At 39.6% G+C, this 22,061-nt stretch carries 17 protein-coding genes and 1 tRNA gene; 10 read left to right on the forward strand and 8 right to left on the reverse strand.

Annotated features, from left to right (window positions below; all coding sequences use genetic code 11):
* The first annotated feature begins 15 nt into the window (after positions 1-15).
* The 4 genes from GD631_RS15315 to GD631_RS15330 are packed head-to-tail and all read left to right on the forward strand — an operon-like array spanning position 16 to position 4,295.
* Entirely contained in the window at positions 16-1,419 is a 1,404-nt protein-coding gene (locus GD631_RS15315) for an aldo/keto reductase (RefSeq protein WP_143260298.1), read from the forward strand.
* Between the two features lie 8 nt (positions 1,420-1,427).
* On the forward strand, positions 1,428-1,847 hold the full coding sequence (locus tag GD631_RS15320; protein WP_143260299.1) for a DUF1893 domain-containing protein: 420 nt from the start codon (positions 1,428-1,430) through the stop codon (positions 1,845-1,847).
* Between the two features lie 31 nt (positions 1,848-1,878).
* Positions 1,879-3,768 carry a TonB-dependent receptor gene (locus GD631_RS15325; protein WP_185911488.1) on the forward strand — a complete coding sequence of 630 codons (1,890 nt, stop codon included), beginning with the start codon at positions 1,879-1,881 and terminating at the stop codon, positions 3,766-3,768.
* 14 nt (positions 3,769-3,782) lie between these two features.
* Positions 3,783-4,295 (forward strand): ECF transporter S component, encoded by a 513-nt coding sequence (locus GD631_RS15330; protein WP_143260300.1) that lies wholly within the window; start codon positions 3,783-3,785, stop codon positions 4,293-4,295.
* Between the two features lie 129 nt (positions 4,296-4,424).
* Here the strand turns inward: GD631_RS15330 and GD631_RS15335 are convergent, their stop codons facing one another.
* From GD631_RS15335 to GD631_RS15355, 5 genes are all read right to left on the reverse strand, one after another.
* Positions 4,425-8,411, reverse strand: a complete 3,987-nt coding sequence (locus GD631_RS15335) for a hybrid sensor histidine kinase/response regulator transcription factor (RefSeq protein WP_143260301.1) — start codon at positions 8,409-8,411, stop codon at positions 4,425-4,427.
* A gap of 228 nt (positions 8,412-8,639) precedes the next feature.
* Positions 8,640-9,824: an ABC transporter permease gene (locus GD631_RS15340; protein ID WP_143260302.1), complete on the reverse strand. Its 1,185-nt coding sequence runs from the start codon at positions 9,822-9,824 to the stop codon at positions 8,640-8,642.
* Entirely contained in the window at positions 9,808-10,992 is a 1,185-nt protein-coding gene (locus GD631_RS15345; RefSeq protein ID WP_143260303.1) for an ABC transporter permease, read from the reverse strand. Before GD631_RS15345 ends, GD631_RS15340 begins: the two co-directional genes overlap by 17 nt.
* 22 nt (positions 10,993-11,014) lie before the next feature.
* Positions 11,015-12,001: an HlyD family secretion protein gene (locus GD631_RS15350; protein ID WP_143260304.1), complete on the reverse strand. Its 987-nt coding sequence runs from the start codon at positions 11,999-12,001 to the stop codon at positions 11,015-11,017.
* A gap of 6 nt (positions 12,002-12,007) precedes the next feature.
* Positions 12,008-13,420 carry a TolC family protein gene (locus GD631_RS15355; protein WP_143260305.1) on the reverse strand — a complete coding sequence of 471 codons (1,413 nt, stop codon included), beginning with the start codon at positions 13,418-13,420 and terminating at the stop codon, positions 12,008-12,010.
* A 338-nt stretch (positions 13,421-13,758) separates the two neighbouring features.
* Here GD631_RS15355 and GD631_RS15360 point away from each other — a divergent pair.
* The 5 genes from GD631_RS15360 (at position 13,759) to GD631_RS15380 (ending at position 18,237) form a co-directional block, all read left to right on the forward strand.
* Positions 13,759-13,831, forward strand: a tRNA-Gly gene (locus GD631_RS15360).
* A gap of 126 nt (positions 13,832-13,957) precedes the next feature.
* The gene (locus GD631_RS15365) at positions 13,958-14,386 is read left to right on the forward strand and encodes a DUF2867 domain-containing protein (RefSeq protein WP_143260306.1); all 429 of its coding nucleotides are present in this window, start codon (positions 13,958-13,960) and stop codon (positions 14,384-14,386) included.
* 169 nt (positions 14,387-14,555) lie between these two features.
* Entirely contained in the window at positions 14,556-16,049 is a 1,494-nt protein-coding gene (gene proS / locus GD631_RS15370; RefSeq protein WP_143260307.1) for a proline--tRNA ligase, read from the forward strand.
* Between the two features lie 214 nt (positions 16,050-16,263).
* On the forward strand, positions 16,264-16,941 hold the full coding sequence (locus GD631_RS15375) for a response regulator transcription factor (RefSeq protein ID WP_143260308.1): 678 nt from the start codon (positions 16,264-16,266) through the stop codon (positions 16,939-16,941).
* 21 nt (positions 16,942-16,962) lie between these two features.
* The gene (locus GD631_RS15380) at positions 16,963-18,237 is read left to right on the forward strand and encodes a sensor histidine kinase (protein WP_143260309.1); all 1,275 of its coding nucleotides are present in this window, start codon (positions 16,963-16,965) and stop codon (positions 18,235-18,237) included.
* A gap of 128 nt (positions 18,238-18,365) precedes the next feature.
* Here GD631_RS15380 and GD631_RS15385 read toward each other — a convergent pair whose 3' ends face one another.
* Genes GD631_RS15385 through GD631_RS15395 form a run of 3 tightly spaced genes read right to left on the reverse strand, consistent with a single transcriptional unit; the run spans position 18,366 to position 21,213 of the window.
* The gene (locus GD631_RS15385) at positions 18,366-19,322 is read right to left on the reverse strand and encodes an ABC transporter permease (protein WP_007752792.1); all 957 of its coding nucleotides are present in this window, start codon (positions 19,320-19,322) and stop codon (positions 18,366-18,368) included.
* Positions 19,315-20,058: an ABC transporter ATP-binding protein gene (locus GD631_RS15390; protein WP_143260310.1), complete on the reverse strand. Its 744-nt coding sequence runs from the start codon at positions 20,056-20,058 to the stop codon at positions 19,315-19,317. Before GD631_RS15390 ends, GD631_RS15385 begins: the two co-directional genes overlap by 8 nt.
* A 3-nt stretch (positions 20,059-20,061) precedes the next feature.
* Positions 20,062-21,213, reverse strand: coding sequence for a COG1470 family protein (locus GD631_RS15395; RefSeq protein ID WP_143260311.1), 1,152 nt, complete (start codon positions 21,211-21,213; stop codon positions 20,062-20,064).
* Between the two features lie 321 nt (positions 21,214-21,534).
* Between GD631_RS15395 and GD631_RS15400 the strand changes: the two genes are divergently transcribed.
* Positions 21,535-21,972 (forward strand): PepSY-like domain-containing protein, encoded by a 438-nt coding sequence (locus GD631_RS15400; RefSeq protein WP_143260312.1) that lies wholly within the window; start codon positions 21,535-21,537, stop codon positions 21,970-21,972.
* Positions 21,973-22,061: the final 89 nt, after the last annotated feature.

Below are 22,061 nucleotides of genomic sequence, written 5' to 3' on the forward strand. Positions count from 1 at the left end.
AATCAGTATAAGATTATGGAAGAAAAAAATAAAAAAGATATAAATAGAAGAGATTTTATTAAGATTGTAGGTATCAGTGCAGCCACATCGACAGGTCTGCTATACGGATGCTCTTCAAAGGGGACTACTTCTTCAAGTAGCGCGACAGGAGAAGGAGAGGTGCCCACCGATAAAATGACTTACCGCACATCTCCAACCACCGGTGACCGTGTTTCGCTTTTGGGATATGGTTGTATGCGTTGGCCGCTCAAACCTGCTCCCGACGGTAATGGTGAGGTTATCGACCAGGATGCCGTCAATGGATTGATAGATTATGCAATCGCTCATGGAGTAAACTATTTCGATACATCTCCGGCGTATGTACAAGGATTTTCCGAAAAGGCAACAGGTATTGCATTGAGTCGCCATCCCCGTGATAAATATTACATCGCTACCAAATTGTCTAATTTCTCTCCTGATACGTGGTCTCGCGAAGCCTCGCTCAAGATGTACCACAAATCGTTTACGGAGCTACAAGTCGACTACATTGATTATATGTTGCTCCACGGCATCGGCATGGGAGGAATGGAAGCCCTTAAAGGACGATACCTGGATAACGGAATACTTGATTTTCTGGTTAAAGAGCGTGAAGCCGGACGTATCCGGAATCTCGGATTTTCTTACCATGGTGATATTGAGGTATATGATTATCTGCTCTCACGACACGATGAATTTAAATGGGATTTTGTACAAATACAACTCAATTATGTAGACTGGAAACATGCCAAAGAGACCAATACTCGAAATACGGATGCGGAATATCTCTATGGCGAACTGACCAAACGGGGGATTCCTGCCATCATTATGGAACCACTTTTGGGAGGACGTTTATCCAAGCTGAATGATAATCTGGTGGCACGGCTCAAACAACGTCGTCCGGAAAACAGTGTCGCTTCCTGGGCTTTCCGTTTTGCCGGTTCATTCCCGGATATTTTGACTGTATTAAGTGGTATGACTTACATGGAGCATCTGCAGGATAATCTTCGCACTTATTCTCCTTTGGAACCGTTGACAGAGGAGGAAAAAGAATTCCTCGAAGAAACGGCACAATTAATGCTGAAGTATCCTACTATCCCTTGCAACGACTGCAAATATTGTATGCCATGTCCGTATGGGCTGGATATACCTGCTGTATTATTACATTACAACCGTTGTGTCAATGAAGGTAATGTCGCCAGAAGCGGACAGGATGAAAATTATGCGAAAGCCCGACGCGCTTTTCTTGTCGGATATGACCGTAGCGTGCCCAAACTTCGACAGGCAAGTCATTGCATCGGTTGTAATCAGTGTGTGGCTCATTGCCCTCAAAACATTGATATTCCGAAAGAACTGCACCGGATAGACCTGTTTGTAGAACAATTGAAACAAGGTACTTTATAAAAGAAACGATGGAAGAATTAATCAATCTATTACATACGGGAGGATATTCCTGTACCATTGCCAACGAAGGAAAAATCCGCACTTTCACTCAACGCGGCGTAGCCGATCTCTATGATTTGCTAACACAGGAACCGGAATTCCTTAAAGGAGCTTTGATTGCCGATAAAGTGGTTGGTAAGGGAGCTGCCGCCTTGATGATTCTGGGTGGTATAAAGGAATTATATACGGATATTATCAGTACTAAGGCTTTGGAGCTATTCCAGAAATCAAATGTGAAAGTTGATTTTGCGCAGGAAGTTGCTTTTATCCGGAACCGCGATCGTACGGGAGTATGTCCTGTAGAAACAATGTGTAGCGAAGTGGAATCAGCAGAAGAAATATTACCGCTGATCCGCGATTTCCTGGAAAAAATCAGAAGTAGGAAGTAAAAAAAGAGATAACTGAAACACGAAATAAAGTATGAGAAGAAATACAGCCTGTTTATTCCTGTTCGGTAGTTTGCTTTCCCTCTCGGGAATGGCACAAACTAAGAGAGACAGTACACAGGTCGGAAGAAATTATGTGATTGATGAAGTTGTAGTCACCGGGACACGTAATGAGACAGATGTACGTCATCTTCCGATGACGATTTCCGTAGTCAGTAGACAACAGATTGAGAAAAGATATGAACCTTCTCTGTTGCCGTTATTGACGGAGCAGGTGCCGGGATTATTCACTACCAGTCGTGGCGTCATGGGGTACGGTGTATCCGGCGGAGCTGCGGGAGGCATGAGTCTGCGAGGTATCGGTGGTAGTCCGACAGCGGGATTATTGGTATTGATTGATGGTCATCCACAGTATATGGGGTTGATGGGACATCCGATAGCGGATGCTTACCAATCTATGATGGCGGAGAAAGTAGAAGTGTTACGAGGCCCTGCATCCGTGCTTTATGGTTCGAATGCAATGGGTGGAGTGATTAATATTGTCACCCGCAAGCAACAGGAAGAAGGCGTAAAGACAAATATGCAAGTGGGATACGGCTCATACAACACATTACAGACTGAATTTTCCAACCGTGTCAAAAAGGGACGTTTCAGTAGTGTCGTAACCGGCTCCTATAATCGTACGGACGGACATCGCCCCGATATGAAGTTCGAGCAATATGGTGGATATGCAAAATTAGGCTATGATATCAGCTCTTTCTGGAAGTTATGGGGAGATGTAAACGTGACTCACTTTAATGCTTCTAATCCGGGGACTATTCAAGTACCATTAATCGACAACGATTCACGCATCACTCGTGGAATGACTTCGTTTGCTTTAGAGAATCATTATGAGAAGACTTCGGGGGCTTTGAGCTTTTTCTATAACTGGGGACGGCATAAAATCAATGATGGTTACCAGATAGGAAAAGAACCGCAAAAGTCACACTTCAACTCCAAAGATAAGATGCTGGGGGTATCGTGGTATCAAAGTGCCACTCTCTTTACCGGCAACCGTTTGACCATAGGAATGGATTATCAGCACTTTGGAGGTGAATCGTGGAACAAGGTTATAGCTACAGGTGAACATACTCCGGGAGTAGACAAACAAATGGATGAATTTGCCGGATACGTTGATTTCCGTCAGGATATCAGCAGTTGGTTCTCACTGGACGCAGGTATTCGTGTAGACCATCATTCGCATGTAGGTACTGAATGGATTCCACAAGGTGGATTGGCCTTTCATTTACCGAAGAATGGGGAACTTAAAGCAATGGTTAGCAAAGGATACCGTAATCCGACAATTCGTGAAATGTATATGTTTCCTCCTGCCAATCCGGAACTAAAACCGGAGAAACTGATAAGTTACGAACTTTCATACTCACAACGTCTGTTGGAAGGCGCGTTATCCTACGGAGTCAACCTTTATTATATCAATGGGGATAATATGATTATGTCAAACGGTTTGGTTCCTCCATTGAATATTAATTCCGGCGAAATAGAAAACTGGGGTATGGAAACCAACATTGGTTATCGCATAAATTCACATTGGAATGTCAATGCCAATTATAGCTGGCTTCACATGGAAAATCCTGTTCTTGCTGCTCCCGAACATAAATTGTATGCAGGTCTCGATTATACTTTCGGACGTTGGAGTGTATCAACGGGTATACAATATGTGAAGGGACTTTATACTTCTGTAATATTAAACAACGAACAACAAGATAGTTTTGTCTTATGGAACCTTCGGGGAAATTATCGTCTCTGTCGTTTCGCTAATCTTTTTGTGAAAGGAGAAAATCTGCTGGCGCAACGCTATGAAATAAATGCAGGTTATCCCATGCCTAAAGCCACGTTTATGGGTGGTATTAATTTGAACTTTTAAATAATAAAACGAATATGGAATCGACTACTGTAAAACTCTATTCGCTGAACTACAGCGATGTGAAAACTTATTTGGCAGCCTTGTTATTCATCATTGGCAACATTCTTTTTCCCCAATTTTTTCATCTCATACCTCAAGGAGGAATAACCTGGTTGCCTATTTATTTCTTCACGCTGATCGGAGCTGCCAAGTATGGTTGGAAGGTGGGGCTGTTGACCGCTGTTCTTTCACCTATTATCAACTCCTTGCTCTTTGGTATGCCAATGCCGGTCGTATTGCCTGCAATTTTATTAAAATCGGTATTACTCGCCATTGCCGCCGGTTGGGCTACACAACACTTCGGACGTGTTTCCATACCGGTATTGGTTGGCGTGGTACTTACTTATCAAGTTGTAGGAACATTGGGAGAGTGGATATATATAGGTAATTTCTACAATGCCATTCAGGATTTCCGTATTGGAATTCCCGGAATGTGTCTGCAAGTATTCGGAGGTTATTTATTCATTCGATATTTGATTCGCAAATAACATCCTGGTTAATAATCACTTTTCCAAGAAGAAAATATAATCCTTAAAGAAAAAAGTTCTCCTCTGTTATAGATATTATAATGGAGGAGAACTTTTTAAAATAGAACTTATCTATTCGCTTTTTATTGATCAATCTTCTTCGTCAGCTTCCAGATCAACAGTGGGATTTCCTCCTTCTTTTGCATATCTGCTCGGACTCATTTTATAGTATTTTTTGAATACTTCCCGGAAATATTTAGTATCAGAAAATCCAACCATGTCTGAAATTTCATTGATAGCATATCCGCCCTCTTTCAACAACTGTGTAGCACGTTTCAAACGCATCACCCGGATAAATTCAGTCGGAGACTGTCCTGTCAACGCTTTCAACTTACAATAAAAACTGGTACGGCTCATGCCGCTTGATTCGCAAAGTATATCAACAGAAAATTCCGGATTATTTATATTCTCGTCCACAATTTTCTTTGCATTTGATATAAACTTCCAATCAAGACTGCTGGTACCGTTTGCAGACGGAACCATTGATTTCACTTCTATATCCAGATTAGCATATCTCATACGCAACAGCTCCCGATTTGCCAATAAATTGGCGATATTCGCCCGTAATATTTTCACGCTGAAAGGTTTGATGAGATATTCGTCCGCGCCAATCGACAGTCCATCCAGAATATTGTTTTCCTCCCCTAAAGCTGTGAGCAACAACACAGGAATATGTGAAATCTCAATATCACTTTTGATAGCAACACACAATTCATCTCCCCGCATTTCCGGCATCATGATATCAGAAAGAACCAGTTCCGGCCAAAATTCTTTGATAATAATCAATGCTTCCTTTCCATTAGCGCAAGCTTGTACATTATATATAGAAGATAATGAGCTGACCAGATAAGAGCGTAACTCATCATTGTCTTCTACAACAAGAATCCGTCGCAAATTCGGATCATCTATCGTAACGGTTGTCTTTGCCGGAACATTCGGAGCGGGCAGTACAGGAGCCAACGCTTCAAACTTAGAGGGTGCTTCATCACTGATACTTTCAGAGTTCTTATTCTTTTTCGGAAAAACAATTTTGATTGTCGTACCTTGATGCTCAACACTCTCTACACTAATTTTACCTCCATGAAGGCTGACCAGTTTTCCTACCAACATCAATCCGATACCACTACCCGTCACTTTAGAGTTAATGGCATTGCTGGCACGGAAATGAAGTTTAAACAACTTACTTTGTTCACTGGCAGGAATACCTATACCGGTATCCTTGATTATCACTTTCCATGAATCGTTCGTATCGGATACGGAAATGCTGACCTTTCCATTTTCCGGAGTATATTTTAGCGAGTTCGATATTATATTCTTCAAAATAGAATCCATCTTCTCCTTATCAAACGATACATTCATATAGCTGAAAGTACTCTCATATGTATATTCAATACGCCTAATGGCCGCATAAGAAGAGAATGAATCATATATTTCATTCATATAGGTATTCAATTCATATTCGGAAACACTCATTTTAGAGGAATATACATCTGTTCGCTCAAAATTAATCAGATTGCTGACCAGTCGTAAAAGAACTTCCACATTCCTTAATGCAATGTTCGTACGGGTTATTCCATTGTCGGTAAGCGTCTCTTCTTCCAATAATTCCTCCAAAGGTGCTTTTATTAAAGTTAATGGAGTACGTATATCATGGGCCGTATTGATGAAGAACTGCGTTTTTTCATCAGATATATTCTTTTGCTTTCTTAGATTTATCACACGCAGAATGAAATAAAATCCCCCGATTACCAACAGGATATAACACAGGATAGCCCACCAACTCGACCAATAAGGTTGTGTGATGATAATTTTCATAGTACGTTCCTGAAAAACAATGTCATGTTCTTCTCCAGATACTGCACGCACATGAAGGGTATATTTACCCGGAGGCAAATTGGTGAAACGAATCAAATTATTTGCTCCCGGTTGGGTCCATTTCTCATAAAACCCTTCTAATTTCCATGAATATAATGCACTTCCGGGAGAATCATAATTGATTGTAGAAACTTCAAATGAAAACGTATTTTCATCATATGCCAGCTCTAATACATCTGTCCTATCAATACTCTTCTGTAAAGGGGAATCCTTGACACCCGGATAAACAGGTTGATAAGACAGATGAAAGTCGCTAAATACCAACCTGGAGAACTTATAATCCGGGAATTTCACATTCATCGGAAGTTCAATTGCTCCATCCGTACTACCGAATACAAAGTTTTTATTTTTACGCACCGTTCCTGCTGCTGCGTTAAAGTATGCAGGCAACAAGCCTTCTCCTCTGGTCCAATTACGAAATATCTTTTCTTTAGTATAAAAACAGGTTATTCCGTTCTCCGTACTCATCATTATACGTCCATCCACTTCCGGCAATATTGTAAATATTCTGTTTGAAACTAAAGCAGAATTATCAGAAAAATAATGTTCGAAAGTCATATTTTGAGGATTATAGATAAATACTCCCATACCATTTGTCCCGATATATAACAGCCCATTATCTGCCTGATAAAGCGTATTAATATAAGTAATGCCTATCTCCATTTCAATATACTGATATTCACCAGTATTTCGATTCAATAAATACACCCCAATAGCAGTTCCGATCCACATATTATCTTTGTCTTTTTCAACAATTGATGTAATGGAATTCAATCCCGGATATAAACGTGCATTGTTAGTCTCCAGATCAAAACATTTTAGATTATAATAGCCTCCCGACCAGATATACCCTCTCGAATCTTTAACTATATCACGAATATATTTATCCGGACGCATATTGACATGAGAAAGAAGGTAAGGAGAAAAATATTCAACTGATAGAGTTTTTTTGTTTATTTTATAAATACCGGAAGTATATCCTCCTGCCCATATAACACCAGGAGACACTTCACATAGAGTAATAAAAATATGATTCTTGTCCTTTAGTTGATGATTAAAAGAGCTTAGAAATGAATGCCACTGACCTGTTTTTGAATTATAAAGACTAATACCATTACTAGTTCCAAACCACAGATCACCTTCATGATCTTCGATAACCGCTTGTACCTGATCATTGATTAATGATTGTGCATTACCCATAGCATGTTTCATCCAATGATAATTTTCATAGCGATTATCAATCACCGTAATTCCTGTAGGATAGTTGGCAAGCCATATCCGCTTTTCTTCATCTACAAAAACATCATTGATATTATTTCCATTCATTTCATTATAACTCTGATAATTGGCAATAATGTAATCTTCCAGTTCACAGGTATTTACATTAATTTTATACACTCCCATTCCTTCCGTCGCAATCAATAACTCTGTTTCATTCAATGGGCTGATACGAGCTATGTTTACATCACTAAGATCAGCGTCCGGACGTATAATTTCCTGTGTATTCATATCGTACACAAAAACTCCTCTTTCAAATGAACCAATGAACAATCTTTTTGATTGCCGGTGGAAATACAGTTCGCTCACCTGTGCATGAAAATAGTCCAGTGTTTCAACAGGCATAGCCTCTAAAACACCATTTTCCAGTTTGACATATCGTACGCCCGTCTCCGTTGCTATAAAGAAATGGTGCTCATCTACTTGTTCTATTGCCGTAATGCTACTGTGTAACACATTGGGAAATTGAACTACATGAGCGTCTTTCATATTATACAGTAATACAGTGTCTTTACGACATAACCAGATATTATTATTGCGGTCCAGATAACCACAACTTATTGCTTCAGAGGTATCCGGTAATTTATATACCATTTTGAAATCGTCTCTGTCGGTTTCATATTGAAAGATTCGTCCTTGTTTGCCAACCACCCATATACCGATATGTGGTTCTGTATATAACCATCCCAAGCGTATGGGAGCATCCAAAGTAGTGCCTTCTTTATTTAATTTATAGTGTTTTATATCTTTACCGTTGTAACGGTCCATGCCTTCATTCGTAAGAAACCACATATAGCCTTGGGCATCTTTCTGAATATTGAATATCCGGCGGTTACTCAAACCATCTTCTATTCCTATGTATTTGTATGTCTGTGCTGTAACCCAAATCGGAAAAAAGAGGAGGATGTATATAATGTATCTCATATAAACAGTTGTTTTTAAACTACTTCTAACAATCATATAAATATAACAGTTAACGAAACTAGACAAAAGCAATGAAAAATGCAAAGAAATAGAAGAGATTCTCCGATAAAACATTCATTTAGAAACATTTTTATTTCCAAAATTGATTATTTACATCGAGAAGTTGATTTATTTGAAAGTATTCTTTGATCATGTGTCATAATTAGCACATGTTTTGTTTTTGTTAATTTAATGAATCGGATCAGAATCCAGTTTCTTCTTGTAAACCCATATACTTATTATAAAATAAATAAGTACTTGTATCCAAAGGGTTATATATTCCGGTCTGATATCCGCCATACTGGCTCCCATAGAATTCAATTTCACAAAGGCAAGTGTGCCCGGTGCAGCCGGAAGAATGTAATGTGCAACTTTCCAATACCAAGGCATTAGTTCCATCGGATAGGAAACTCCGGAAAGAAAGATTAATCCTACAGAGAAGAAGGCGATCATGAGTAGGGGAGCTTCTGAATCCGTAAAATACCTGGAAGCTGCCAATCCTAGAAAAGAGGTCGCCATCAGATATGGAATCAATAATAGTACAATGTATAATCCGTTTCCAATATTAGGAATGCTGAAAAAGTGGGGGAGCAGACCTAATAGAAAGAAAGCAAAAATAGCATAAAGAGCACAGTATACGGATGTTTTTCCCGCCACTATACGAATGGCAACTCCCCAGCCATATCCAAAAGGAGAGTAAACGCGGATTCCTCTGCTACTGTGCTCTTCTCCAGTCAGCATACCAATAACCATCAATAAAGTTTGGAAGATTATAATCATCATAACTGCGGGAATAAGATAAGAACCATAGCCTTCCGTGTAATTGTAAAGTGCAGTTCCTTCTACATTGATCGGTTTTGCCATAGCTACGGCAAGCAACCCTTGTGGTGGAAGAAATACCGCTTCATCCAGCCTGTATTTGTCATTAATAGCTAGCATGACACGTGATGAAGCCCCCTGCAAAGCTTCGAAATACAAGAAAGCATCAGTAGTCGCATAAAGGGAAAATACGGCTTCATCTCCCCGGAACACTCGCTTCTCAAAATCATGAGGCAAATAGAGAATTCCCTGTACTTTGCCTTCTTTCATCCATTCTTTTGCTTCGTGATAGTCCATCGCCTGGCTATAAATCTCTGCTTGGGGAGTAGCATCCAGCCAACGGATAAAATCACGACTCAATTCGCTATGCGAATTATCGACTACGGCAACAGGAACATCGGTTACAATATTCGGTGCATACATGTAATTGTAGAGTAATCCGTAGACAAAGATTCCTCCCATCAACACAAGCAGAACAGCATAACTGGTACTGATAGCTAGAAATTCACGACGAATGATGAATGATAACTGTTGTAACTTACTTAATGTTTTCATACTTATGACTTTCTATAGCTCGTTTTAAATGGGGAAGCAACAATAGGGCCAGCAACGGAAAGATACAAAGTATCACAGCCGATGGCCAAAGATGAATAAAACCACCGCCTCCATAAAGCATGGTTTGCATCATCTCCGTAAAATGGCGGACGGGAAACAAGTAGGAAGCATCCCTCACCAAAGGATACATATTGGGAACCGGAAAGGTCACCCCGGACAAGGTAGCTCCCAAAGAACCTACCATAGAGACTACGCTTATCACCAGTGAAATTGCCGGAAACAGCGAAAATAAAAACAGCCCTAAAGCCTGTGTCGCAATGATGAAAAGCACAGTCATAATATTCATTAACCACCAACTCCCCTGGAAAGGAATATGCAAGATACCGAACATAACATAATTAGCTAACCACCCTATCAGAATATATATAATGGTATAAGGCAATAACTTGCCCAAAACAGCAGTTACTATATTGCCTTTAGCAGTCGTCAACCAAGCATTTGCTGTACGGAATTTAATTTCAATGCCGACCGTATAAACAGTAATCAACAAGATCAAGACTTGAAACAAAACAAAGAAAAAGGGCTGACTCAAATATACCGAATAATCCAAACTTGGATTATATATCGGATGGTTATTAGCCTGCACTGGCAATAAAAAGGTGGTAATCTGATTCTGTTCTACTCCGAGAGCCACGGCTTGCATCACCACAGGGGAAAGAGCCACCGGAGCTAATGATGTTTCGAATGCCGCCATCAACTCACCGCCTACCGACAATAATGCATAGTGATAATAGTAGGAGAGTGTTGCATCCTTTCCGGTGATAGCATCTTGCTCAAATTGGGGAGGTATGGAAAGATAACCATAAATCTCTTTCTTTTGTACAGATTCACGGGCAGCCGCTTCATTTGCAAAATGCTTTGTCACTTTAAAAGTCGGTACAGCCGAGATATTCCTGGCAATAGCCCGGGAAGTAGCAGTGTTATCCTGATCGACAATACCGATAGGAATATTTTCCATCTGTCCGTTGCCAAAAATAGTAGCCATAAAGAAAAGGGTGAACAACGGCAAGACAATGCAGACGCCAAAATAAAGGCGCCGTGAAGTCATTCGCTGCCACTCTCTTAACAATACGGAACGAAAAGGGGAATATGTTTGCGATTCATCCATTCTCTGGTTTATTTGATGTCAATTAGTCTAAAGTCAATAACACGGACATACCGGGACGCAAGCCATCTACTTTTTGGGTCGGACGCGCATGAATCTCAAATGTACGTAGGTCATAACTTCCGGTCTGCTTGGTTGATTTCCAGGTAGCAAAACTACCTAACGGACTTATATAATAGATTTTGAACTCTATATTTTCTTTACCGATGGCAGGTACATCTGCTACGAATGTTCCGTCCATTTTAAACTGTGGCATCAGATCTTCCCGTACGTTAAGAACGACATGTATATCATCCATAACCACCAAGTTCATAATGGGAGTTCCCGGCGCAACCAATTCTCCGCGTTTAGGAAAGATCGTTGCTATTTGTCCGCTTTCCGGAGCTGTCAATCGGGAGTCGACCAGCAAGGCCGAAACTTCTTCCACCGTGCTTCGCGCAGCATCCACCATACTGGCAGCTGATGCTTTATCTTCTTTCTGTGCACCATCTACAGCCATCTGATACTGTTCATATGCGGCGCGTTCGGCTGCTACAGCCGCTTTATACATCGCTTCCACTTCATCCTTCCTTTGAGAAGTGACAACACTGTCCTTATATAAAGTGAGAATACGGTTATAAGTTGTTTGAGCGAGGGTAAGATCACTCTTCGTTTTATTCCATAACTGCAATGCGGTAGCCACAATCTGACGACGGGTTCCGGCATCTATTTTCTTGTTCTGCTGTACTGCTACTTGTTCCAATGCATTCACTTGTTGATACTTGGCATGTACTTCAGGGCTATTAATAACGACAAGAGTATCGCCCTGGTGTACCCAATCACCCTCCTGAACGAAAAAAGTATCGATACGACCGGGAAGTTTTCCACTGATACGGATTTCTGTTGCTTCAGCCTGCCCTTGCAGGACCAGCGACTGTTTATGCATTAATATAACTCCCAGGCCGGTGAAAATACCGACAGCCAGAAGAATGATGACAAAAGCCCATGATAGGGTTTTACTAGTTGGTTTCATTGTTTGTTACGGTTTAGGTTGATAGTTTGCAAATTGTTCTGGTGTGCCACAAAGCGAGAGCAGATTCATAAGTGCCACATCATATTCATAATACGCTGCCAAGCGAGCTACTTTTACACTGGCAAGCATGGTTTCAGCATCAATAACTTCAGTAGAAGTTGCCATTCCTTCTGTGAAAGATTTCTTTCGGATACGAACCAGTTCTTCGCTTAAAGCAATTGTGGCATTTAAAGCTTTTACATTATCCTGTGCCTTTTCCAATTGCGTATAAAGCTTATCTACACCAACAGCCAAATCATCACGAGCCTTCATCTGCCCTAAAGCCAGTGTTTGTTCCGTCAATTTCGATTGCCGTACTTTCTTCTCACGATCCAGTCCGTCAAAGAGATTCCATGTAAAGCCAATACCTACCATGGTACGTGGCAACAAATTACTCTGAATACCGTGCGAATACAAGGTCTGTTTTCCGAAAAGGGCTATATTCGGCAGATATCCGCTTTGAGCAATCCGTACTTCCTGTTTGGCAATATGTTGTTGTAACTGTAATTGGTTGAGTGTATAGTTACCGCTGTTTACAGAAAGATCAAAAAGCATTTTAGGCGGTAGTGAATCATTCATAAAAAGTGGAGAGGTAGGAATGATATTGCTATCTGTATCCTTTTTATTCAGCAAAACTTTTAAAGCACTTTGCACTACTGTTTCTTCTTTCCGCGCAGCTTCCAATGCACGTTTGGCTTCGTCCATATTTACTTGGGCAAAAAGCCTGCCTGCTTTGTCAATCATTCCTGCCGCTTCTAATTTCAAGGCATTTTCATAATGTTTCTTCAATCCATTATAAGTTTCTTCACGAACAGTCACTATTTGTTGTGCCAGCCGAAGCCCATAATAACTTTCAACCAACAGGGTTTGCTGGTTAGCCGATACCTGTGCCCGGCTTTCTCGTGCTAAATCGACCATCGTTCTTCCGATATTGGTAGCACGAAAACGCTTACCACCAGAAAAGAGTACCCACTCGGCTGATAAATCAACAGTTGTCAAATTTCTTGGAGTCAAAGGAAATATAAGGGTATTTGCCCCAATTTGATCTAGTATAGACGAAATGATCTGGTCATCCGGAATAATGGAATGTACAAAGTCTTTAGCTGGATCAGTAAACTGCGACAAAGGCTGTTTGACTTCGATCTTCTCCGACATGTGTACAAACGCACCTGTAGACTGAAGACTGGGATACCAGAAAGCATTCAACTTATCACGTTCAGCCTTCGCAATCTCAATACTCTTATCTGCTATTTTCAGACTTTGATTTCCTTGATTCAACAGATGCAGTGATTCTTCGAAACTTAATGCTGTCTGTGCATTTATCTGACCGATGGAAAAACACAAAGTCAATAGTATACAAAGTCGCTTATTTTTTTTCATACTGGTTAGGTTATATCTGAATTTGAGATATTCTAACAGATGAAAAGAGAGGTTTGTTCATTAGAAAAAATATATCAATACAACAAAAGAGGGTTTCAATACTCTTTTATAAGATATTCTATTTTTAAATGAAAAGCTCCGTTCCTTTAGAAGGAAGCTACCCAACAGTTCATAAAGCATCTATTTGTTTCTAAATCTTATTTATTTTGCTAGAGACTAAAACTATCACTTTTTTCTTGCATTAAAATTTCTACGATTTTATTTGAGATATAAAAATTATGTTTACCTTTGCATCACCATTTCACAAGATACTTTGAATCGAGCAATGTAGTAAATATGCGGTAATAGCTCAGTTGGTAGAGCGGCGGCTTCCCAAGCCGCAGGTCGCGAGTTCGAGCCTCGTTTACCGCTCTTTTGAAAATCAGGTGGTTATCATAAATAAACTGCCTGTTTTTTTATTTCCCCCTTTTTCTATGGTTTTATCTCGAAGTAAACCTAACTAAACATTTATAGAATAAACCTAATCAAATAACCAATATGGCTAAGAAAATAGAGAAATATCTCCCCGTAGATTACAGTGACAGTTTTTCCATAGAAGTTACAGAAAACTATCTGTCTCCTAAAGATATTATTTTAAAAGTCTTTGCTCATAACCCCGCTTGGCTCCAAATGTTGTATGCAATAAGGGCCTGTTTAGTTAAACCCTTCGGTATAGAAACTAAAGCTATTGAAAGTGAAGAACTTATTATAGAGGAAGACAAGCAAGAAGCCATTCTAAAAAAAGACGATAAACATTTACTGTTTTATGTTGATATTTTCATTACACCATTGGAAACAGGAAAACAAATAATTGAGGTTACCACACTAGTAAAATACCATAATCGGGTAGGAAAAGCTTATTTCTTTTGTATAAAACCTTTTCATCGGGTCATAGTGCCTTTAGTTCTCAAAAAGGCACTATACTGAACAAGCATGGTCGCGGATGCAATTATATAACGAATATGAAAAATGAGATATGTACTAAGAAGCACATGACTTTAGAAAATTAATGCATGAAGAATAGGGCAGTTCATGCATTTTTCGTATTTTTGCAACCTGTTTTAACACTCAAGAAAACTTTAAATAGAAAAATATAATGGCAAAAGAACTGAAAGACCTTACCAAACGTAGTGAAAACTACTCACAGTGGTATAACGATTTGGTGGTAAAAGCTGATTTGGCAGAACAATCTGCCGTGCGCGGATGTATGGTGATTAAGCCTTACGGATACGCTATCTGGGAGAAAATGCAACGTCAATTGGACGACATGTTCAAAGAAACAGGACACGTAAATGCATATTTCCCGCTATTAATCCCGAAATCATTCTTAAGCCGCGAAGCAGAACACGTAGAAGGGTTTGCGAAAGAGTGTGCCGTAGTAACACATTACCGCTTGAAGAATGCAGAAGACGGTTCAGGAGTTGTAGTAGATCCTGCAGCTAAATTGGAAGAGGAATTAATTATCCGTCCGACATCAGAAACAATCATCTGGAATACTTATAAGAACTGGATTCAGTCATACCGTGACCTGCCTATTCTCTGCAACCAATGGGCTAACGTTTTCCGTTGGGAAATGCGTACCCGTCTTTTCCTGCGTACTGCCGAATTCCTGTGGCAAGAGGGCCATACCGCTCATGCTACCCGCGAAGAAGCAGAGGAAGAAGCAATCAGAATGTTGAATGTATATGGTGAATTTGCAGAAAAATATATGGCCGTTCCTGTTGTAAAGGGAGTGAAATCAGCCAATGAACGTTTTGCAGGCGCACTTGACACTTACACAATAGAAGCCATGATGCAGGACGGAAAAGCATTGCAAAGTGGTACTTCCCACTTCTTGGGACAAAACTTTGCAAAGGCATTTGATGTTCAGTTCGTTAATAAAGAAAATAAGATGGAGTACGTTTGGGCTACTTCATGGGGTGTTTCTACTCGTTTGATGGGTGCATTGATTATGACTCACTCGGATGACAACGGCTTGGTATTACCTCCACATTTGGCTCCGATTCAGGTAGTGATCGTTCCTATCTATAAGAATGACGAACAACTGAAACAAATCAATGCTAAAGTAGAAGGCATTGTAGCTAAGTTGAAAGCATTGGGTATCTCTGTGAAATATGATAATGCAGATAACAAACGTCCGGGCTTCAAATTCGCTGATTATGAATTGAAAGGTGTACCTGTTCGTTTGGTTATGGGTGGTCGTGATCTTGAAAATAACACTATGGAAGTGATGCGCCGTGATACACTGGAAAAAGAAACGATTACTTGTGAAGGCATTGAAACGTATGTTCAGAACTTGCTTGAAGAAATGCAGGCTAATATCTACAAGAAAGCATTGGACTACCGCAACTCCAAGATTACAACAGTAGACACCTACGACGAATTTAAAGAAAAAATCGAAAAAGGTGGATTTATTCTGGCTCATTGGGATGGAACTACTGAAACAGAAGAAAAGATTAAGGAAGAAACCAAAGCAACCATTCGTTGTATTCCGTTCGAGTCATTTGTTCCGGGAGATAAAGAACCGGGTAAATGTATGGTAACAGGTAAACCATCTGCTTGCCGCGTGATATTTGCACGTTCTTATTAAATAGAATCCGCGCGTAATTATAAAAAGGATGGGAACGATTCAATCGCTTTCATCCTTTTCTTTTTTCCTTCCATATTATATAATTTGTTGCCTGTCCTAATAGTTCATTGGACATTCAATAGTTATTTTCAAACTCTTTTTTCAATCCATTTCAGTTTTATTTCAGAAATATCCCTTTTCTTTGTAGTATGCAAAAAAGAAAGGAGACAAAATTATGAAGATATTGATTGTAGAAGACGAACCCTCTTTGAGAGAACTGATTCAATGTTCACTTGAAAAAGAACGTTACGTTGTGGAAACAGCCGGTGACTTTAATTCTGCTATACGCAAAATTGAAGATTACGACTATGATTGTATCTTATTGGACATCATGCTACCAGACGGAAGCGGACTCGATCTTCTTGAACGACTGAAAGCTCTCCATAAGCGAGAGAACGTAATTATTATTTCCGCAAAGGACTCCTTGGAAGACAAAGTTTTAGGTTTAGAACTGGGGGCAGACGATTATTTACCGAAGCCATTTCATTTGGTTGAACTAAACGCACGAATTAAAAGCGTGATTCGTCGCCATCAGCATGACGGAGAGATTGATATCCGCCAAGGCAATGTACGGATAGAGCCGGATAAATATCGTGTATTTGTCAACGATCAAGAAGTGGAGCTAAATAGAAAAGAGTATGACATCCTGTTATATTTTATCAATCGTCCCGGAAGATTAATCAATAAAAACACTTTGGCCGAGTCAGTATGGGGAGACCATATCGATCAGGTCGATAATTTTGACTTCATATATGCGCAGATTAAAAATCTTCGCAAAAAGCTCAAGGATTCGGGTGCAAATATTGAAATCAAAGCAGTCTATGGATTTGGGTATAAAATGGTAGTAGAATAAAAAAGAAAGAGATTATTGTCCATGAAATTAATATATTACATCATTCTTCGTATTACACTTGCTTTGACCCTGATATTAACAGTCTGGGCTATCTTTTTTTATGTTACGATGATCGATGAAGTCAACGATGAAATGGATGACGCTCTGGAAGATTATTCGGAAACCATTATTGTCCGGGCATTAGCAGGAGAGGAGTTGCCTTCTAAAACCAATGGCTCCAACAATCAATATTACATGATGGAAGTAAGCAAAGAGTATGCGGAAAGCCGGGAGGATATTCAGTATAAAGACTCTATGGTATATATTGAAGAAAAAGGGGAAACCGAACCGGCACGTATTCTTACTACTATCTTTAAAGACGATGAAGGGCGATACCACGAACTGACAGTATCGACACCCAGCATTGAAAAAGATGATTTGAGAGATGCCATCCAAGTATGGATTATATTTTTGTATGTAGCTCTGTTATTCTGCATTATTGTCATTTCCGTATGGGTGTTCTATCGGAATATGCGACCACTCTATGTACTTCTTCATTGGCTGGATGGTTATCAAACAGGAAAAAAAAATAAGCCGTTGAGTAACGAAACCCAGATCACGGAGTTCCGAAAATTAAATGAGGCTGCAATTCGTTATGTAGAACGTACGGAGCAGATGTTCGAACAACAAAAACAATTTATCGGAAATGCTTCACATGAAATACAAACTCCACTTGCTATCTGCCGCAACCGATTGGAAATGTTGATGGAAGATGATTCGTTATCAGAAAAACAACTGGAAGAGCTGATGAAAACCCATCAGACTTTAGAATACATCACTAAATTAAATAAATCTCTACTATTGCTTACCAAAATTGACAATGGCCAGTTTACGGATACCAAGCAATTGGAACTAAATGGACTTCTCAAACAGTATCTGCAAGATTACGAAGAAGTTTACGATTATCGTAACATAGAAGCGACTATCGATGAACAAGACATTTTCAATGTGACAATGAACGAATCTTTGGCTGTTGCTTTACTCACGAATCTCCTAAAAAATGCATTTGTACATAACATAGACGGGGGACATATCCGAATCACTGTCACCAAAAACAGCATTACTTTCCGAAATTCGGGAGTAGAAAATCCGTTGGAAAGGGAACATATCTTCGAACGTTTCTATCAAGGAACTAAAAAGGAAGGATCTACAGGTTTGGGGTTAGCAATAGCCGATTCTATCTGTCGTCTGCAACACTTGAATATAAGATATTACTTCGAACAGAAAGAGCACTGCTTCGAAATCTCCAGACAATAATTTTTATTCAGAAAACACAAAGGACACGGAATAAAAGTGAATAACCTATCGGTAATCATCATCCGAGCCACCAGGTATATTCATTTAACTTATTTCTCCGTGTCCTCTGCGTCTTTTATGGTGAGTAATTATCGGGATCGTATTTCTCTCCTCATAAACATGATATAAGAGATAGCAAAGCAGATGACTGTTGCTGCAATCAGTCCCGTCAGTTGCGGCCATACGACTAAAAGACTTTGTCCCAACGGAAGCGGACTAGGAATAGCTCCCTGCACCTGTTCCATAGTCAATGGTCCCAAACTTCTAACAGAAGGCATCAATAATGTAGTAGTAGCTTCATTAAACAATTCACTCGGAGCCAAACGCATCAACCCTAAAATAAACTTCTGATAACTGATAATCTGATAAGGCGACGCCATCTGTGACGGACTCAAACCTTTTGCCACCAAATTAACAATCATGGTATAAAATACGCTAAAGAACAACCAAACAGCCACCGATGCCAATGCAGAAGTCGCCGCCTGACGAAAACGGAGTGAAAACAAAATAGCTAAATTCAGCCAAAATGCTACATAAAAGATACTGGTTATGATGAAGAAAACAATTCTCCAAAACTCTTCTGCTGTAGGAGGAATGCCAATGGCAATCAATCCACAGCCCATTACCAAAAAGCCCAATACAAACAGCATAATGCCTATTACAATTAGAGCTGCCACAAACTTCGCGTTGATAATGCAATCGCGATGAATAGGCTGGGATAGCATACGGCTCAATGTTCCTTTATTTTGTTCGGAGTTGACAGCATCAAATCCCAAAGCGATTCCCAATAAAGGTCCTAAGAAGTTAATAAACAGAACAAAAGAGGGAAGAGTCCCATCTGAAACTGTAAACAACTTCAGGAAAAGAAACGAACCGTCCGGGTCATTAGGCTTGATAGCTTCACCAATATTTGTGAGTGCCGTATATAACGACCCCATGCAGGTAAGCGCTATAATACCTATTAATATAATGAAACGCCAACTTTTGACATGGTCGGAAATTTCCTTGTTGACGATAACCCAAAAAGGATGATTGACTTTATTCATGTCTTTCTCCTCCTTCCTCAAAATAATGGTTATAAATATCAGACAATTCCTGTTTCTTATCTTTCAGTTCTGCCATATCGATCAACGCAAGTAATTGGCCATTACTAAACAAACCAACCCGGTCGCACACTTTCTGTACTTGATCCAAGTGATGGGAAGAGAAAAGTACAGTCAACCCCTCTTCTTTACTCAACCAGCGAATCAGTTCGATAAACTCCTGAACACCGGCCGGGTCAATTCCTGAAGTCGGTTCATCGAGGATAATAATCTCCGGATTTTTAATAAGCACGTCAGCCAATCCCAACCGCTGTCTCATACCACGAGAATATTTTCCGGTCTTTTTGGTTAACTGGTCTTCAAGGCCTACCCGCTTCATCAGTTCCATAGCTTTGGTTTTCGCCTCCTTATCAGGAATACCATTTAATCGCGCTGTATAAATCAAGTTCTCCGGTCCTGTCATATCATCATAAAATCCTACATCTTCAGGCAAATAACCTATCCTCCTTTTTACTTCAATAGGATGTGTGGTGGAATTTATTCCACAGATTTCAACAGTTCCCGAAGTAGGCTCCGTCAATCCTAGCATCATTAAAATAGTAGTTGATTTTCCGGCACCATTTGGTCCCAACAATCCGAAGATTTCCCCTTTTCGGATATTCAGGCGAATATGATCTACAGCAGTGAAATTACCATATTGTTTGGTCAAATCGGTAAGTACGATCACTTGTTCGCCCATAATTTACCTCCTTCCATATTTACGGAACAGATAGTAAACCACACCGATAGTAGCAATGATGATAAGTACACCTACCCATCCCCATATCATCGGAGTTTTTACCGCAATTCTGAACTGCGCGTCGGCATTTACTTCAGGAGTTTTAGCCATGATAGTAGTCACATAGTCCCCGGGCAGCGCTTTTTTAGAAGCTTTCAAAGTAGCCATTACTGTTGATGTCTCTCCAGCTTTTAATGCGTCAACCTTTGAAGGTTCAAAAGTAACTTCCCAGTCTGCAGGTTTATTGGCAGACAACTGAATATCTTTCAGTAATGAGGAACCAGTGTTTCTTACTTCCAACTCTATTTTCTTCACATCACCAGCTGTGACATCTGTGCTCAATAACCCGCGAGGAGTAGTCAGTTCCATTTGATAAGAACCGGTGACAACTACTTCCAGTTCCAATTCGGCAGAAGTTGAACCTGTAGCGGCACGTACCGGAATCTTATAGCTGCCGGCTTCGACATTGGCAGGAGGGGTAATATCTATACTTACATTCTGTGTACTGTTTGCTTCTACTTGTGCAGAAGTGGCTTGTTTGTAGTTCGGCTTAAAAACTACATTCCACCCTCTGGGGGCATTGGCCATCAAAGCATATAGCTGCTGATCGGCGGTCTGATTCTTTAAAGTAGCACTGAAAGTGAAGGTTGATTTCGAATTTCCCTGCATATTGGGCTGGTCAGTAGTAAATTCAGTTTGGTATGTTCCTTTTTGAGCAACCACCACATCCAAAGGAAGTTTAGCGTTTCCGGCATATACCACAAAATGATAGTTGCCTTTGTTCACCTTTAATGGGACTTCGACTTTTAAATTAAAAGTCTTTTTCTCTTTGGGAAGTACCGACAGCTGGCTAAGGCTCCAGCCACCGGATTTCATTTCGTGTTTCCAACTTGCTGATAATCCGCTGACAGAAAGATTAGCATTCGTCAACTGGTCTGTGTTGTTGATAAGATCAATACTATAATCAATTGACGCTCCGGGTGATACGGAAATTTTTGTGTAAGGTGTGTACAAAATCACGCTTTTAGGTATTGAATCATTAGCGTGTGTGTAACTCATGGGAATAACCCCCAATAGAATAGCTAACAATAAAAAATAATTTGTTCTCATAGTCATAAAAAAGTTCTTATGGTTATTTTATATGAATATTGTCAAATTCGTGTGTGCAAAAATAAACGATGTGTATATTAGTAGTTTTAAAAGAATCATAAAGAATCTAATTTCAGGAAGAAATTATAGTGACGCTATCCTTATAGGATGGTGACGGTATCCTTTATATATAGTGACGCTATGTTAACCGGATAGCGTCACTATATTTTTATGAGATTTTTTTTTCGATAATTCTCAAAATTCCCAAATCTTTTCAGATTCTCCTTTCATCTTTGCAATGTGAAATTAATAATAGTAGTAAAAACCAATATTTAAAAAACAACGATTATGAAAAAGTTAGTATTCTTATTAGTATGTCTTTTTACTTTGCAAACAGTAGCTCGTGCAGATGACGACAAACCTATTCAGGTAACTCAAATGCCACAACAGGCACAACAGTTTATCAAACAGCATTTTGCCGACAGCAAAGTGGCATTAGCCAAAATGGAAAGTGATTTCTTCTATAAAAGTTATGAAGTGATTTTCACTAATGGTGATAAAGTAGAATTTGATAACAAAGGTAACTGGAAAGAAGTGAATTGCAAATATAGTGCGGTACCTGCAGCTATTATCCCTGCAACAATTCAAAAATATGTAACGACCAATTACCCCGATGCTAAAATCCTGAAAATAGAGAGGGATAAAAAAGATTATGAAGTAAAACTGTCCAACCGTACGGAATTGAAGTTCGACTTGAAATTCAATTTGATTGATATTGACTTCTAAACCTTTTAAAATAGAACAAGATAGAAATGACTGGGATTTCGGATATACGGAAGTGGATATCATTCATAACGGAATATCAAAGATTCACA

Source organism: Bacteroides luhongzhouii, assembly GCF_009193295.2.
GTDB classification, from domain to species: Bacteria; Bacteroidota; Bacteroidia; order Bacteroidales; family Bacteroidaceae; genus Bacteroides; species Bacteroides luhongzhouii.